Source organism: Rhodanobacter aciditrophus (assembly GCF_050026795.1).
In the GTDB taxonomy this organism is placed as follows: Bacteria; Pseudomonadota; Gammaproteobacteria; order Xanthomonadales; family Rhodanobacteraceae; genus Rhodanobacter_A.
The window spans coordinates 636215-652114 of record NZ_JALBWP010000011.1 but is presented as its reverse complement, the minus strand read 5'-3'; the positions used below and the strand labels follow the sequence as shown (position 1 = coordinate 652114).

The following is a 15900-nucleotide window of genomic DNA, read 5'->3' as shown; positions in this document are numbered from 1 at the left end:
TCCCGTGACCCATCCCATACGCATCGCCCGCGACGACGACGCCGCCGCCATCCACGCGATCTACGCGCCGCACGTCGAGAGCGGCGCCGCCACTTTCGAGAACACCGTCCCCGGCGCCGACGCCATGCGCGAACGCATCCGCATGCGCCTGCCGCACTACCCGTGGCTGGTGTGGGAGGAAGGTGGCGCGGTGCTCGCGTACGCCTACGCGGGCCGTTTCCGCGAGCGCGCCGCCTACGACTGGATCGCCGAGACCTCGATCTACGTGCATCCCGCCGCGCAGCGCCGCGGCATCGCGCGCCGGCTGTACGGCACCCTGCTCGGCGCGATGCGCCTGCAGGGCCTGACCCAGGCGGTGGGCGTGATCACCCTGCCCGGCGCGGTCAGCGTGGCGCTGCACGAGTCGATGGGCTTCACCCCGGCCGGCGTGTGGCGGCAGGCTGGCTGGAAGCTGGGGCAATGGTGGGACGTGGGCGTGTGGCAGCGGGAACTGCAACCGTCCGCGCCAGCGCCAGCGCCGGTACGGTCGTTCGCCGGGCTGGCGGCCGACCCGGCACTGCGACGGCTGTTCGAGCTCGGCTAGACTTGTCCGCTGGCTTTCCATCCAGCGGACTCCCCATGCAGCTCAATCAGGTCAAGGCGATCATCACCGGCGGCGCCTCCGGTCTCGGCCACGCGGTGGCGCAGCATCTCGTCGCCCACGGCGGCAAGGTGGCGCTGTTCGACGTCAACGAGGAGAAGGGCCAGGCCGCCGCCAGGGCGTTGGGCGAAGCCGCCTGCTTCTACAAGACCGACGTCACCAGCGAGGACGGCGTCGCCGCCAACGTGGCCGCCGCACGCGAGGCGATGGGCGGGCTCAACGTGGTGATGAACTGCGCCGGCATCCTCGGCGCCGGTCGCGTGCTGGGCAAGGAGGGCCCGATGCCGCTCTCCACCTTCGCCAGCGCCGTGATGGTGAACCTGGTCGGCAGCTTCAACGTGGCGAAGGCCGCTGCGGCGCTGATGCAGCACAACGAGGCGGGCGAGGACGGCGAGCGCGGCGTGATCGTCAACACCGCCAGCGTGGCCGCCTACGAGGGCCAGATCGGCCAGGCCGCCTACTCCGCCTCCAAGGGCGGCGTGGTCGGCATGACCCTGCCGATGGCGCGCGAGCTGGCCCGCTTCGGCATCCGCGTGGCGACCATCGCCCCGGGCATCTTCTGGACCCCGATGGTGGGCGGCATGCCGCCGCAGGTGCAGGAGTCGCTGGGCGCCTCGATCCCGTTCCCGTCGCGCCTGGGCAAGCCGGAGGAATTCGCGCAGACCGTGGCCTTCATCCTCGGCAACCGCTACATCAACGGCGAGACGATCCGGCTGGACGGCGCGGTGCGCCTGGCGGCCAAATAAGTGCGCTCCTCCATGCGCGCGAAAATCAAAAAGCGGCCATCCATGTCCGCACTCTTCAAACCAGTGCACCCGTCCATGGGCGCGAAAGTCAAAAAGCGGCCATCCATGGCCGCACTCTTCAAATAGATCGCTACTTCCCGGGCACTTATGAAAGCTTCCGACGTCAAGAAAGGCAACGTGGTCGAACACGAAGGCACCGTCTACCAGGTGCGCGACATCGAGCGCAGCTCGCCCACCGCGCGCGGCGGCAACGTCACCTTCCGCTTCACGCTGTACTCCATTCCGGGCGGGCGCAAGTACGACCTCAGCCTGCGCGCCGACGACGACCTGAAGGAGATGGACCTGGTACGCCGCGCCGCCAACTTCTCCTACAAGGACGGCGACGCCTTCGTGTTCATGGACGCCGAGGACTACACCCAGTACCTGCTCGGCCCGGAACTGGTGGGTGACAACGCCGGCTACATCGTCGAGGACACCGAGGGCTACTACGTGCAGCTGATCGACGACGCGCCGGTGGGTCTGCAGGTGCCCACCAGCGTGGTGCTCACCGTGGTGGACACCGCGCCCGAACTGAAGGGTGCCAGCGCCACCAAGCGCACCAAGCCGGCCAGGCTCAACACCGGCGTGGAGATCCAGGTGCCCGAGTACATCACCAACGACGAGAAGGTGTGGGTGAACACCCTGACGGGCGAGTTCGCCGGCCGCGCCTGACCCGCGCCACCACGGCGGTGCGGGCGGTTTTTGCCATACTCGCCTCTCCCCAGCCATCCGGCGTCGCCCCATGCCCGCCAGCGGTTACTCCCTGCGCGCCCAGCTCGTCGAAAGCCTGACCCTCATCAAGCGGCCGGACGTGCCGCTGTGGGTGGTGCTGCGCAATACCCTCGCGGTGATCCTGCCGCTGGGCGTGGGGTTGGCCACCGGGTATCCGGAAGTCGGCCTGGGCGTGGGCGCCGGTGCGCTGGACACGATGTTCTCCGACCAGCCCGGCCCCTATCGCCAGCGCATGCGCCGGCTGCTGCTGGCGGCGCTCGCGGCGGGGCTGGCGGCACTGCTGGGCTTCACCATCGGCGGCTACTGGTTGCCGATGCTGCTGGCCACTGCCGCGTTCGGCTTCTGCGGCGGCATGCTGGTGGTGTTCGGCGCGGACGCCGCGCGCGTGGGCATGACCAGCATGATCCTGCTGGTGATCGCCGCCGCCACGCCGGTCTCGCCCGGCAACGCCCTGCTCGCTTCCGCGCTGATCGCCGCCGGCGGCCTGCTGCTCACCCTGTTCGCGGTGGCCGCGTGGCCGCTGCAACGCTACCGCCCGGAGCGCCTGGCGCTGGCGGGAGTGTATGCGGGCCTCGCCGCGCTGGCGCGCCAGCCGCACCAGGATGAGCAGGCCAGCCCCGCACTCACCGACGCGATGACCTCGCTGCAGCACACCCTGCTCGGCCGCTACCGCGCGCACGGCCGCGCGATGGAGGCATTCACCGTGCTGCTGGAGCTGGCCGAGCGCATCCGGCTGGAGCTGATGGCGATGTCCGAGCTGCACGCCGACCCCGCGGCGCATGCACGCCACCGCGACGCCGCCGCGCAGGTACTGGAGGCGATCGCGCATGCGCTGGATGCCGGCGAACCGCCGCATTCGGCGGAGCGTGCGCTGGCCGCTTTGCGCGACGGCGCGCAGGACCGCGACCACGGCCCGGCCGCGCACCTGCGCGCGCTGGACGGCCAGCTGGCCGCGGCGGTACGCAACGCGAACTGGGCGGGCGGCCGTGGCGAGCTGCGCGCGGCGGTGGCGGAAACCGAGCTGCCCCGCACACTGCGGAGCGGCTCGGCGCGCGCGATGTTGCGCGCCAACCTCACGCCGCGCTCGGTGGCGTTCCGCCACGCCGTGCGCATGGCGGTCTGCCTCAGCCTCGCGTGGCTGCTTTCGCGCCTGGTCGGGCTGCCGCACGGCTACTGGTTGCCAATGACCACGGCGATCGTGCTGCGTCCGGATTTCGCCGCCACCTTCAACTTCGGCCTGCTGCGCGTGGTCGGCACGGTGCTGGGCCTGGTGCTCACCACCGCGCTGCTGTACCTCACGCCGGCCTCGCCGTGGGCACACCTCGCGCTGATGGCGCTGCTGTGCATGGCGTTCCGCTGGCTGGCCAACGCGCACTACGGCATCGCGGTGGCCGCGCTCACCGGCACCGTGGTGATCCTGCTCGCGTTCGATGGCGTCGACCCCGGCGTGGCGGTGACCGACCGCGTGATCAACACCGCGCTGGGTTGCGGCATGGCGATGCTGGCCTACCTGGCCTGGCCCACCTGGGAGCGCGGCCGCGCGCACGGCGCGCTCGCCGAGATGCTGGACGCCTACGCCGGCTACCTGCGCGCGCTGGCCGCGCCGCAGCAGCGCGAGGCGCAACGCGAGACGCGCAGCCTGGCGCGCACCGCGCGCAGCAATGCGCTGGCCTCGCTGGAGCGCATGCGCGCGGAGCCGGGCACGCCGCAGTCGCTGCTGGAACTGGCGCGCACGCTGTTCGCCAACGGCAACCGCCTCGCGCGCACCGCGATGGCGCTGGAGGCGCTGGGCGAAGCGTCGTCGCCGCGCCCCGCGGCCGTGAACGATTTCGTCGCCACCTGCGCGGACGCCGTCGAGGCCGTCGCGGTTGCCCTGCGCGAGCGGCATGCGCCCGCTGCCCTGCCCGGGCTGCGCGCCATGCAGCAATCGCTGTCCGCCGCGCTGCGATCGGCCGGCGCACGCGCCGACGCCGAACCGCTGATCCGCATCAGCGACCGCCTGACGGACAACATCGACACGCTGGCCCACGTGGTGCGGCGCGCGCATGCCGCCGCCGGGAATCCCTGAGCCCTGCTCAGCCCGCCAGCTCGCGCTGCAGCCAGGCCCGCGCCAGCCGCCATTCGCGCTGCACGGTGCTGGTGGAGATCTCCAGCGCCATCGCGATCTGTTCCGCGCTCATGCCCATGAAGAAGCGCATCGCCACGATGTCCGCCTGGCGACGATCCAGCGTGGCCAGCAGGTCCAGGCATTCGACCAGGGCGCTGTAGTCGACCCCGTCGGACAGCTCCATGGAGATTTCGGTGATCTGCAGGCGGTCGGTCTCGCGCGGCCGCTTGGCGGCGTTGCGGCGGCGCGCCGAATCCACCAGCACCTCGCGCATCGCACGCGCCGCCACGCCCAGCAGGTGCCGGCGGTTCGCCCAGTCCGGCGCCTGGGAGCCCCCGAACACCTTGAGGTAGGCCTCGTTCACCAGCGCGGTGGCGCTCAGCGTGCGCTCCATCTGCTCGTTGCCGAGCTGGGCGCGGGCGATGCCGTGCAGTGCGTCGTACATCTGGCGCAGGGCCTCGTTCAGGGCCACCGGATCGCCAGCCTGGGCGTCGCGCAGCAACCGGGTCACCTCGACCGTATCGTTCAATGCCCTGCTCCTGTTCCCCCGGTCGCCTTCTCGGCGACCACAAGCGCCGCATCGTGACACGGCGGCGCCGGCGAATCGACTGCCGCCGCGGCCGGCATGAGCGCGCCGTCCAGCAGCGGCGATCCGGCGGTGCCGCGGCGACAATCCCGGCTCCACGCCGGGGCCCCCGGCGACGGGCCGGCGGCGGCCGCCCGCACCAGCCCGCCGCGCGCCTGCTGCAGGCGGGTGTCCAGCAGCATCGCATCGAGCGCGCGGGGATCCGTGGGCAGAGCCTTGCTGGTACGGTTGAACTCCGTCAGCCGGGCCAGCCATTGCGCCGCCAGCCCGGGATGACGGTCCAGCAAGGCCGCCTCGCCCAGGCCGGCCAGCGCGCGTCCCCAGGCGTCGGGCATCTCCCGCGCCCCCTGTGCCCCCATCTGCGCCTGCGCCGCACCGAACCGGCCCGCGGCCGACGCCGCGTCGCCGCGGGCCAGCGCCGCCTCGCCCAGCACCACCAGCGCACTGGCGCGATTGTCCCGCGCCCACGGCAGGCCGCTGCGTGCGCGCCGGTCCAGTCGCCCAAGCTGCGGCTGCAGCAGGGCGGCGGCGGCGGCGCTGCGCCCCATCGCCACGTAGACCTTCGCCAGTTCGGTCAGCGTGTACAGCTGGAAATCAGGCGATTCGCGGGCGAAGGAGCGCGTCAGCCTCGCCGAGCGCTCCAGCGCGTCGCGCGCGTCCGGCAGGCTGCCGAGCCGGGTCAGCGCCACGCCGAAATAGGTGAGCAGTCCGGACATGCCGGGACCGACCGCGCCCACCTGCCGGTCGTAGTCGGCGATGGCACGCCGGAACAACTGCACCGAACCGGCGGGGTCCTGCCGCATCGAGACCAGCGCCAGCACGAAGCGGTAGTAGACCAGCGCGGGGTCGTCCTTCACGTACAGCTGCTGCGCTTCGCCCAGCGCTTTCCGAGCGCTGGCGATCGCCTCGGCGTCGTCGTTCATCGAGCCCTGTGCCATCGCCAGCACCGCCTCGGCCTGCAGATGCAACTCGCGATCCGGCACGGCGCGCGCGTCGAGCTGTGCCAGCACCTGGCGCAGCTGGCGCGCGATCGATCCGGCCGTCTCCGCCGAGCCGCCCAGCTCGTCGTACAGCAGGTTGATGCGCACACGCAGGATCTCGTCGGCATGGTCGCCGGGCGCCTGCGCCAGCAGCGCCATCGCCTCGCGGTCGAGCGGGATCGCCGCGGGCAGGTTGATCACCGTCGAATAGGCGCGCCCCAGCGCCGCCAGCACCTGTCCGCGCTCCAGCACGCCGGCAGCGTAGGTAACCTGCAGCGCGCGCGCCTCCCGCAACAGCGGAATCGCCTGGCCGCCCAGCCCCAGCTGGTTGTAGGCGCGCCCCATCGACAGCAGCAGGCTGACCCGCACCGGCGCCGCGATGTCGCGGCGGGACATCAGCGTGGCCGCGCCGCGATCGAGCACTTCGCGCACCGTGACCTTGCTGCCGTGCGCATGGGTCGGGTCGGCGTTCTCGAACAGGTTCTGCAGGAAGCCGGCGATCGCCGCGGTCTTGTCGCGCTCCAGCTCCAGCCGCCGCACCTGCTGCGCCCGCTGCGCCGCGAAGCCCACCAGCATCGCCAGCACCAGCGCCGCCACGCTGGCGCCCACCGCGTGCCGGCGCAGGAACAGCTGCGTGCGATACCAGGCCGCACCGTGCCGGGCACGCACGGGGCGCGCGGCCAGGTAGCGCTGCAGGTCCGCCGCCAGCGCGTCCACGCCCGCGTAGCGCTGGCACGGATCGCGGCGCAATGCCTTCATCACGATGGCGTCGATGTCCGCCGGCACCTCGCGCCGCAGCGACATCGCGCCGGACTTGCGCAGACGCCGGCTCGGCGGCAGCAGCTTGCCGGTGTCGATGGCCTGCGACAGGCTCACCGGGGAGACCTCGTCGCCGTCGCCGAACGGTCGCACGCCGCAGACCAGCTGGTACAGCACCACGCCCAGCGACCACACGTCGGCGCCGGTGCCCAGCGGCCGCCCGCGCAGTTGTTCGGGGCTGGCGTAGGCCAGGGTCAGGCTGCGCATGCCGGTCTGCGTCTGCGTGGCGGCCACGCCGCCGACGTGGTCGAGCAGGCGCGCGATGCCGAAGTCCAGCAGCTTCGGCTCGCCCTCGTCGGTCACCAGGATGTTGCCCGGCTTGAGGTCGCGATGGATCACCAGATGCTGGTGCGCGTAGTGCACCGCCGCGCACACCTTGAGGAAAAGCGCCACCCGCTCGCGCAGGGGCAGCCCCTGGCGCTCGCACCAGCTGTCGATGCGCTCGCCCTGCACGTACTCCAGCGCCAGGAACGAGCGGCCGTCGCTGGTGGTGCCGCCGTCGATCAGGTGGGCGATGTTGGGATGGTTGAGCGTGGCGAGGATGCGCCGCTCCTCCGCGAACCGCCGCGACGGCTCGCGGCCGGGGATGCCGCCGGCATGCAGGAACTTGATCGCCACGTGCTGGCGCAACTCGTCCGGCGTACCCTCGCCCATCGACCGTTCGGCCAGGTAGACCACGCCGCCGCCGCCCTCGCCGAGCCGCCGCAGGATGCGGTAGCCGCTGCTGCCCGTCGCACTGATCGTGCTGCCGACGGCTTCCGTCGCCACCGCCAGCCGCGGCAGGCTGATGCTGCCCACGGTCGCCTCGGCGGCCTCCAGCATCCAGCACACCTCGTTGCGCAGAATTTCGTCGCCGCCGCAAGTCGCGACGACGTAGCGCTCGCGCTCCGCCTCGGCCAGATCCAGCGCCGCCAGTGCAATCGGTTTCGCGCGGAGGTAACGTAATCGACGCTCCTCGTTCACGGCACAGTCCCCCTGTGTGCATCGCTCCCTGACGCGCTTCCGGACTCCCGAGTATAGGCTTGCGCCAGCCTGCCATGCATGTGCCCGGCGCCGCCCTCCCGCACCCGCCAGACCGCCCGCCCCGGCAGGCCGCCGCCCTGCCCGCGGCGTTGTGCGCACGCCACACGACGCTTATGCCGCGAGGTTCTAAACTGCGCGGATGCTCAAGATCGACACCCACGCGCACATCCTGCCCCGCGACTGGCCCAACCTCGCCGCCAAGCATGGCGACGAGCGCTTCCCGGTGATGACCCATACCGACGGCCGCCACCGTATCTACAAGGACGGCAAGTTCTTTCGCGAGGTGTGGGATTCGGCGTTCGACCCGCAGATGCGCATCGACGACTACGCCCGCTTCGGCGTCGACGTGCAGGTGATCTCCACCGTGCCGGTGCTGTTCTCCTACTGGGCACCGGGGCACCAGGCACTGGAACTGCACCGGCACCTCAACGAGCACATGGCCGGTATCTGCCGCGACTTCCCGCGCCACTACGCCGGCATCGGCACGGTGCCGCTGCAGTCGCCGAACCTGGCCGTGCGCGAACTGGAGCGCTGCATCGACGAGCTGGGCCTGCAGGGCGTGCAGATCGGTTCGCACTGCAACGACTGGAACCTCGACGCGCCGGAGCTGTTCCCGTTCTTCGAGGCGGCCGCCGACCTCGGTGCCGCGGTGCTGGTGCACCCCTGGGACATGATGGGCATGGCCAGCATGCCCAAGTACTGGATGCCGTGGCTGGTGGGCATGCCCGCCGAGCAGGCGCGAGCCGCCTGCTGCCTCGCCTTCGGCGGCGTGCTGGAGCGGCTGCCGAAGCTGCGCGTGATGCTGGCCCACGGCGGCGGCAGCTTCCCGTGGACGATCGGCCGCATCGAGCACGGCTTCAAGATGCGTCCCGACCTGGTGGCCACCGACAACCCGCGCAACCCGCGCGAATACCTCCGGCGCTTCTACTTCGACTCGTGCGTGCACGACGACCGCGCGTTGCGCTGGCTGCTGGATGTGACGGGCGTCCGGCAGGTGATGCTGGGCACCGATTATCCTTTCCCGCTGGGCGAACAGGAGCCCGGCAGCGGCATCGAGGCCCTGGGGCTGGACGAGGCCGACCGCGCCCGCCTGTTCCACGGCACCGCGCTGGAATGGCTGGGCCTGCCCAGGCACCGCTTCGCACCCGACACCACCGCCTGAGGACTCTGCATGGCCCATCTGCGCTCCACCGTCATTGCCGCCGCGCTCGCCCTCGGCCTGCTGGCAGCCGCCCCCGCCCCCGCCACCGACGTCAGCATGGCGGGCGGCAGCGTCAGCTTCAGCACGCCCGACGGCTGGCTGGACATCATGGACACGAACGGCGACCCCGAGGTGCGTGCGTTCCAGGTGCCCGATCCCTCGCCCACCGGCCATGCGGTGCTGGCGCGCGTCACCGTGACGGTGAAGCAGGAACCCGACATCAACGGCTTCCACGCCTGGCTCGACCAGGCCACCGCCAAGGCGATGGCGCTGCCCGGCTACCAGGCTGCGGCCAAGGCACCCGCACCGGACAGCTTCAGCTACACCGCACGCGAGGCCGGCGTGGCCTCCAGCTACCGCGAGAAGTACTGGTACAAGGACGGCCATGCGATCCAGCTGCGCTGCGTGCGCCCCGTGCAGAGCCAGGCCGGCGCCGCCTGGACCGCCGCATTCGACCGCGGCTGCGACGCGATCGCCGCGCGGCTGAACTGAACACACGCCGCTCCCCGCCGCGCCGCGGCGAGGCCCCGCTTCCTCGGAATCGCCATGTCCTCCAGCTACCAAGCCACCGCCGCCTGGGCCCAGGCGGCCGATGCCGCCGACCCGCTGCGCGCGTTCCGCGACGAGTTCCTGATCCCGCCGCACGCAGGCCGCGACAGCGCGTACTTCTGCGGCAACTCGCTGGGCCTGCAGCCGCGCGCGGTGCGCGCCGCGCTCGCCGCCGAACTGGACGACTGGGCGCAGCTCGCGGTGGAGGCCCATTTCAAGGGCCGCTCGCCGTGGATGCACTACCACGAGTACGTGCGCGACCACCTGGCCGAAGTGGTGGGCGCGCTGCCGTCCGAGGTGGTGGCGATGAACAGCCTGGGCGTGAACCTGCACCTGATGATGGTGAGCTTCTACCGCCCCACGCCCGCGCGCCCGGCCATCCTGATGGAGGCCGGCGCCTTCCCCACCGACCGCTACGCGCTGGAATCGCAGATCCGCTTCCACGGCTTCGACCCGGCCACCGCACTGGTCGAGCTGGAGGCCGACGAGCCGAACGGCACGCTGTCGATGGCGGCGATCGAACGCGTGCTGGCCGAACATGGCTCGCGCATCGCGCTGGTGCTGCTGCCCGGCGTGCAATACCGCAGCGGCCAGGCCTTTGACCTAAAAGCCATCACCGAACTCGGCCACCGGCACGGTTGCATCGTGGGCTTCGACCTTGCGCATGCCGTGGGCAACCTGCCGATCCAGCTGCACGACAGCGGCGCCGACTTCGCGATCTGGTGCAGCTACAAGTACCTGAACGCCGGCCCCGGCGCGGTGGGCGGCGCCTTCGTGCACGCGCGCCACGCGCGCGCCACGCTGCCGCGCCTCGCCGGCTGGTGGGGCCACGACAAGGCCACCCGCTTCCAGATGGGCCCCGAATTCGTGCCCACGCCCGGAGCCGACGGCTGGCAGCTCAGCAACCCGCCGATCCTCGCGCTGGCGCCACTGCGCGTGTCGCTGGAGATCTTCCACCGCGCCGGCATGGCGCGGCTGCGCGAGAAGTCGGAGCAGCTCACCGGCTATCTGGAATGGCTGGTGCACACGCAGCTCGCCGACGTGCTGGAAGTACTCACGCCCGCCGATCCCGCCCGTCGCGGCGCCCAGCTCTCGATCCGCGTGCGCGGCGGGCGCGAGCGTGGCCGCGCGCTGTTCGACTACCTGACGGAGCACGGCGTGGTCGGCGACTGGCGCGAGCCCGACGTGATCCGCATATCGCCCGCGCCGCTGTACAACCGCCACGCCGACTGCCTCGCCTTCGCGCAGGCGGTGCAGGCATGGCGCGACGCGAACGGCTGAGGCTCAGCGACTCGCCGCCAGCATCGGCGCGACGATCTGCTGCAAGCGCGCTTCCGTCCACTCCGGCTGCCGGTCCTTCCAGCCGTCGTCCACCAGCACGCCATGGCGGTCGATGGTGAAGCTCACCGGCAGATGCCAGATGCGCCCGTAACCCGGCACGTGCGGATCGCCCAGCAGGCCGACCGGGAAGCTAAGCGACTTCGCCACCTCGCGCACCTCACCCAGCTCGTCGGGCGTATCGAGGCTGAAACCCAGCACCACCAGGCCGTCCTTCGCATGCGCCTCGGCGTAGCGCGACAGCAGCGGCAACTCCGCGCGGCACGGCGCGCACCAGGTGGCCCAGAAGGTCAGGATCACCACCTTGCCGCGCAGCGCGGCGAGGCTGATCTGCCCGCCGTCCAGCGTGTGCAGGGTGATCGCCGGCGCCGGCTTGCCGACGACCAGGTCGTTGGCGCGCGCCGGCATCGGCACGGTGGCGAACAGCAGGGCCGCGAGGCACAGGGCGCGGATCGGGCCGTGGAACAGATGCGGTTTCATGCGAACCTCCAGACGGCGCCGCCGGATCGCGGCGAAGCCGTCAACGTCAGAGTTGCAGGCTGAGGCCGAGCGTACCGGTCCAGCCGGGGAACAGTTGGTAGCCCTGCAGATGGCGATAGACCGGCACCTGCACGAAGGCGTAGGCCTGCACCGTGCGCGAGAGGCTGGCGCTGATGCCCGGGCTCAGGTAGGCCACCGTGCCCGCCGTGTTCGGCGCATCGGCCAGCGCGCCCTGGTCGGCCATCTTGTGCAGCCAGTTCAGCTGCAACTGCGGTACCCAGTCCGCATGGGCCTCGTAGCGCAGGCCCACGCTGAGCGAGGCCTGGTTGCCGGGGCGGTAGTCCGCGCCCGCCGCATCCAGCCGCCGGGCGATGGCCGCCTGGAACTGCCCGCTGACGAAGGCGTCGAAATCCTGGCTCACCGGCTGGTAGTAGTACGCACCCACGATCAGGTCGGTGCTGCCGGTGCCCGCCTGCAGGCTGGTGTCCAGCGCCTCGCCCGCCGCGGGCCCGCTGCGGAAGCTCACCGGGTGACCGACCAGCCGGCCGTCCTCGGTCTGCCCGCCGTAGCGGCCGGTCGGCAGCTTCACGCCGAACTGCACGCCGAGGTTGTGCATGGGCAGGAAGCCCTGGTAATCGCCGATCAACTTGATGTCGCCCAGCCCCGCCACGCGCGCGCCGCTGACCTGGTCGGGCGCGGTCATGGACGGCGCATAGGGCTGCATCTGCATGCCGTAGGTGGTGTGGTCGCGCCGCACCCACGGCACGGAAAGGCTCACGCCCCAGTCCGCGTCGAAGCGGTACGCCACGCCGAGGGTGAGGTAGCGGTTGATGGTGTCCTTCTCGATCTCGCCGCCGCCCATCGCCGGATCGGAAGGCCGGTCGACCACCTGCGCCGGCGTGGCGCGGCCGCTGCCATGGCGCAGCTGGTCCTGGTCGAGGTAGGTGTCCTCGAGATTGAGGCGCCAGCCCGCCATGGTCGAATAGCCGGTCGCCGCATCGGTGCTGAGCGTGCAGCCGCAGGTGGCACAGGCCCGCGCCGATGGCGAGCAGGTGCCGACCAGCAGCAGGCCGGCCAGCACGCCGGCCAGGCGGCGCGGCGGCATGGCGCGGGAAACGGGCGGCCGCTGGCGGCCGGCCGGGGGACGCACGACGGGCGTGCGCAAGCTGTCGAGGAGTCGCATGAAAAGCTCCGTGCATGGCCATCCGGACGGCGATGCCCGGAAACCTGGGCATGCCACGCTCGGACGGCTGGCCCGCCGCACGGGCATGCGCAGGCGCACGCCACGATGCATTGGGCTGTCGGCTGGGGCACCGTCGCAGCCCCATGGCGCGACGGCGAGTCGGACCCGTCAGGCCGGCAGCGGTGGCCCGCGCGCAGGCGCGCTCCACGAGGGCTGCACGCGCACGGCGACGATCCGCGCCACGGGCGGCGCGGACGGCATCGGGATGGGCGACAGCAATGGCGCAACCGCGGCGGCACCCAGCGCGGGGCTGTGCGCCAGCAGCACGCAATACGCGCAGCGCTGCAGGGGATCGTCGGGATGACCGGGGGCGTGCGGCTGGTGCGCCGCGTCGCGCAGCCCGTGGTCCGCGGCATCCATGCCGGGCATCGCGGTGGCCATCGGCAGCACGCGCGAGATCGACGGCAACGCGGTGACGAAGGCCATGGCCAGCAGGGCCAGCCAGGCCAGTCGCCGATGCATGGCGTGCCGCGCAAACACCCTCACCGCACCACTCCTGCGCACGAAACGTGCTGTTGGTGCATTTTCGCACGCGCGGCCATGCACGGCGCCGCGCCATGTGCAAAGCAGGCGCTGCAGGCATGCGGCACGTTGTCACGCGCGTGCCGCGGCGGCGCTTTCAGCGGCGGCTCGTCGCGTGCCGCACCTGCCCTTCCCCACGCACCACGAAGCGTTCGATGGTGAGCGACTCGGCGCCCATCGGGCCGTAGGCATGCAGGCGCGTGGTGGAGATGCCGATCTCGGCCCCGAGGCCGAGTTCGCCGCCGTCGCTGAAGCGGGACGAGGCGTTGACCATCACCACCGCCGAGCGTATCGCCTGCACGAAGCGCTGCGCGGCGGCCTCGTCGCGGGTGGCGATCACTTCGGTGTGGTCGGATCCGTAGCGGCGGATGTGGGCGATGGCATCGTCCAGGCCGTCCACCACGCGCACGGCGAGGATCAGGTCGAGGAACTCGGCGGCGTAGTCGTCGTCGGTCGCCGTGCGCATGCCGGGCACCAGCGCGCGGCTGCGCTCGTCGCCGCGCAACTCGACGCCACGTTCGCGCAGCGCCTGCGCCGCCTGCGGCAGGAACGCCTCGGCGACGTCGCGGTGCACCAGCAGCGTTTCCAGCGCGTTGCACACGCCGGGACGCGAGGTCTTGCCGTCGATCAGCAGGTTCAGCGCGAGCGCGGGATCGGCGCTGCGGTCCACGTAGAGATGGCACACGCCCTTGTAGTGCTTGATGACCGGCACGCGCGCGTGCTCGGCGACGAAACGGATCAGGCCTTCGCCGCCGCGCGGGATGGCGAGGTCGACGATGTCGACCAGTTGCAGCAGTTCGACCATGGTTTCGCGGCGCAGGTCCTCCACCAGCGTGACCGCCGCTTCCGGCAGACCGTGCGCGCGCAACGCCGCATGCAGCGAAGCGGCGATGGCGGTGTTGGAATGGATGGCCTCGGAGCCGCCGCGCAGGATCACCGCGTTGCCTGCCTTGAGGCACAGCGCGGCGGCATCCGCGGTGACGTTGGGGCGCGCCTCGTAGATCATCGCCACCACGCCGAGCGGAATGCGCACGCGCTCCACCACGAGGCCGTTCGGGCGCGTCTCGCGGCGCGTCACCCGGCCCACCGGGTCGGGCAGCTCCGCCACTTCCCGCAACGCCTGGGCGATGCCCGCCACGCGCGCCTCGTCCAGGCGCAGGCGATCCAGCATGGCGCCCTGCACGCCCTTCGCCGCAGCCTGCGCCATGTCACGCGCATTCGCGGCGAGCACGTCGGCGCAGCGCGCTTCCAGCGCCGCCGCCATGTCGCGCAGCAGCGCGGCCTTGCGGGTGTCGTCCAGCGCAGCGATGGAAGGCACCGCATCGCGGCAGGCCAGTGCCATGGAACGGATGTCGCTCATGCCTCGAGGCCTCCCGCGGTGTCGACGGTGGACAGGGTGACCAGGTCGTCGCGATGCACGATCTCGTGGCCGTAGGTGTAGCCGAGCACCGCCTCGATGTCGCGGCTGTGCCGCCCCGCGAGCCGGCGCACTTCGCCCGCGGCGTACTGGCAAAGCCCGCGCGCCACGGCCTTGCCGTCGGCATCCGCGATCTCCACCAGGTCGCCGCGCTGGAACTCGCCCTGCGCGGCGGCCACGCCACCCGGCAGCAGCGAGGCGCGGCCGCCGGCCAGCGCGCGCGCCGCCCCCGCATCCACGACGATGCGCCCCGTCGCGGCCGGCGCGTGACGCAACCAGTACTTGCGCGCCTGCATGCGGGTGGCGGCGGCATCGATCAGGGTGCCGCGCAGGCGGTCGTGGCGCAATGCTTCCACCGCCGCCGCATCGCGCCCGCTGAACAGCGCGGTGGGAATGCCCGCCGCAGCTGCCTTGCCCGCCGCCTCCAGCTTGGTGCGCATGCCGCCGGTGCCGACCGTGCTGCCGCTGCCGCCGGCCATCGCCAGCACCGCAGGCGTGAGCGATTCGACGCGGCCGATCGGTGCCGCCTGAGGATCGCGCCGCGGATCGGCGCTGTACAGCGCATCCACGTCGGATGCGATCAGCAGCAGGTCGGCGTCGACCAACGCGGCGACGATCGCGGCGAGGTTGTCGTTGTCGCCGAGCTTCAGCTCGTCCACCGCCACGGTATCGTTCTCGTTGATCACCGGCAGCACGCACAGCGCCAACAGCCCGCGCAGCGTCGCGCGCGCGTTGAGGTAGCGCCGGCGGTTGCGCAGGTCGTCGTGGGTGAGCAGCACCTGCGCCACCGGCCGTGCGGACAGCGACTGCCACAGCGCGATCATCGGTGCCTGGCCCAGCGCCGCCAGTGCCTGCCGCGCGGCGAGGTCGCCCGCGGCCGGGGCATGCTCGCGCAGCAACGCGCGGCCCGCCGCCACCGCGCCGGACGAGACCAGCACCACCTGCCGCCCCGCAGCGTGGCTGGCGTCCACGAAACCGGCCAGCGCCGCGGCGTGGCGGCTGGTGAGCCCGCCACCGTCGGCTGCCAGCAGGTTGCTGCCAACCTTGAGCACGGCGCGGCGCCAGGGCCGCAGCGGCTGGACGGGCGGCATGCGTCCGGGCAGCGCCGCGCTCATGCGCCGGTATCCGCCGGCGCGGCGACGCGGTCGCCGTGGCTCCTCGGCGCCGATACCACCAGGAAGCGGCTGTCGGCGCCGCTGTCGTTGCGCATCTGATGCGCCGCGCCGGGCGGCACGTGCAGACCCTCGCCGCGGTGCAGGCAATGCGGCGTACCGTCCACCTCCAGCACGGCCTCGCCTTCCAGCACGTAGAAGAACTGGCGCGCGCGCACGTGGCGATGGCGCTGCTCGGTGGCGCCGGCCGACATGCGTTCCTCGATGATGCTGAGGTCGTCGGCGGCCAGCAGGTGCCAGCCGTCGCAGTCCCGTCCCCAGTGGTAGTGTTCGGCGTTCCCCGCACTCACCGCAGTCATGGAGCCC

15 protein-coding genes are annotated in these 15900 nt (G+C 72.0%); 7 read left to right on the top strand and 8 right to left on the bottom strand.

The genetic code is table 11. The annotated features are described in order from the left end of the window. Positions 1 to 4 precede the first annotated feature (4 nt). The 4 genes from ACQGNW_RS11785 to ACQGNW_RS11770 all read left to right on the top strand — a co-directional run bounded on the left by ACQGNW_RS11785 (position 5) and on the right by ACQGNW_RS11770 (position 4225). Positions 5 to 583, top strand: coding sequence for a GNAT family N-acetyltransferase (locus ACQGNW_RS11785; RefSeq protein WP_426663364.1), 579 nt, complete (start codon positions 5 to 7; stop codon positions 581 to 583). Positions 584 to 618: 35 nt separating this feature from the next. Then, positions 619 to 1386, top strand: a complete 768-nt coding sequence (locus ACQGNW_RS11780; RefSeq protein ID WP_426663363.1) for an SDR family NAD(P)-dependent oxidoreductase — start codon at positions 619 to 621, stop codon at positions 1384 to 1386. A gap of 147 nt (positions 1387 to 1533) precedes the next feature. Further along, positions 1534 to 2097, top strand: coding sequence for an elongation factor P-like protein EfpL (gene efpL, locus ACQGNW_RS11775; protein ID WP_426663362.1), 564 nt, complete (start codon positions 1534 to 1536; stop codon positions 2095 to 2097). 70 nt (positions 2098 to 2167) lie between these two features. Next, positions 2168 to 4225 (top strand): FUSC family protein, encoded by a 2058-nt coding sequence (locus tag ACQGNW_RS11770; protein ID WP_426663361.1) that lies wholly within the window; start codon positions 2168 to 2170, stop codon positions 4223 to 4225. Between the two features lie 7 nt (positions 4226 to 4232). Here the strand turns inward: ACQGNW_RS11770 and ACQGNW_RS11765 are convergent, their stop codons facing one another. Together ACQGNW_RS11765 and ACQGNW_RS11760 are read right to left on the bottom strand one after the other, a co-directional pair. Next, positions 4233 to 4793: an ECF-type sigma factor gene (locus ACQGNW_RS11765; RefSeq protein WP_426663360.1), complete on the bottom strand. Its 561-nt coding sequence runs from the start codon at positions 4791 to 4793 to the stop codon at positions 4233 to 4235. Continuing rightward, positions 4790 to 7612, bottom strand: coding sequence for a serine/threonine-protein kinase (locus ACQGNW_RS11760; protein ID WP_426663358.1), 2823 nt, complete (start codon positions 7610 to 7612; stop codon positions 4790 to 4792). The genes ACQGNW_RS11765 and ACQGNW_RS11760 overlap by 4 nt, the downstream gene beginning before the upstream one ends. Before the next feature lie 199 nt (positions 7613 to 7811). Here ACQGNW_RS11760 and ACQGNW_RS11755 point away from each other — a divergent pair, with 199 nt between their 5' ends. Genes ACQGNW_RS11755 through kynU form a run of 3 tightly spaced genes read left to right on the top strand, consistent with a single transcriptional unit; the run spans position 7812 to position 10703 of the window. Then, complete coding sequence (locus tag ACQGNW_RS11755) at positions 7812 to 8834, top strand: amidohydrolase family protein (RefSeq protein WP_426663357.1); 1023 nt, start codon at positions 7812 to 7814, stop codon at positions 8832 to 8834. A gap of 9 nt (positions 8835 to 8843) precedes the next feature. Then, positions 8844 to 9365, top strand: coding sequence for a hypothetical protein (locus tag ACQGNW_RS11750; protein WP_426663356.1), 522 nt, complete (start codon positions 8844 to 8846; stop codon positions 9363 to 9365). A gap of 54 nt (positions 9366 to 9419) precedes the next feature. Further along, complete coding sequence (kynU, locus tag ACQGNW_RS11745) at positions 9420 to 10703, top strand: kynureninase (protein WP_426663355.1); 1284 nt, start codon at positions 9420 to 9422, stop codon at positions 10701 to 10703. Positions 10704 to 10706: 3 nt separating this feature from the next. Here the strand turns inward: kynU and ACQGNW_RS11740 are convergent, their stop codons facing one another. From ACQGNW_RS11740 to ACQGNW_RS11715, 6 genes are all read right to left on the bottom strand, one after another. Beyond that, a complete protein-coding gene (locus ACQGNW_RS11740; RefSeq protein WP_426663353.1) occupies positions 10707 to 11240 on the bottom strand; it encodes a peroxiredoxin family protein in 534 nt (177 codons plus the stop codon). 46 nt (positions 11241 to 11286) lie between these two features. Further along, positions 11287 to 12423 (bottom strand): transporter, encoded by a 1137-nt coding sequence (locus ACQGNW_RS11735; RefSeq protein ID WP_426663352.1) that lies wholly within the window; start codon positions 12421 to 12423, stop codon positions 11287 to 11289. Positions 12424 to 12591: 168 nt separating this feature from the next. After that, a complete protein-coding gene (locus ACQGNW_RS11730; RefSeq protein WP_426663350.1) occupies positions 12592 to 12969 on the bottom strand; it encodes a DUF2946 domain-containing protein in 378 nt (125 codons plus the stop codon). 133 nt (positions 12970 to 13102) lie between these two features. Further along, positions 13103 to 14365: a glutamate-5-semialdehyde dehydrogenase gene (locus ACQGNW_RS11725; RefSeq protein ID WP_426663349.1), complete on the bottom strand. Its 1263-nt coding sequence runs from the start codon at positions 14363 to 14365 to the stop codon at positions 13103 to 13105. After that, positions 14362 to 15537, bottom strand: coding sequence for a glutamate 5-kinase (gene proB, locus ACQGNW_RS11720; protein WP_426663348.1), 1176 nt, complete (start codon positions 15535 to 15537; stop codon positions 14362 to 14364). The genes ACQGNW_RS11725 and proB overlap by 4 nt, the downstream gene beginning before the upstream one ends. Further along, positions 15534 to 15893 carry a cupin domain-containing protein gene (locus ACQGNW_RS11715; RefSeq protein WP_426663346.1) on the bottom strand — a complete coding sequence of 120 codons (360 nt, stop codon included), beginning with the start codon at positions 15891 to 15893 and terminating at the stop codon, positions 15534 to 15536. The genes proB and ACQGNW_RS11715 overlap by 4 nt, the downstream gene beginning before the upstream one ends. Between the last annotated feature and the right edge of the window lie 7 nt (positions 15894 to 15900).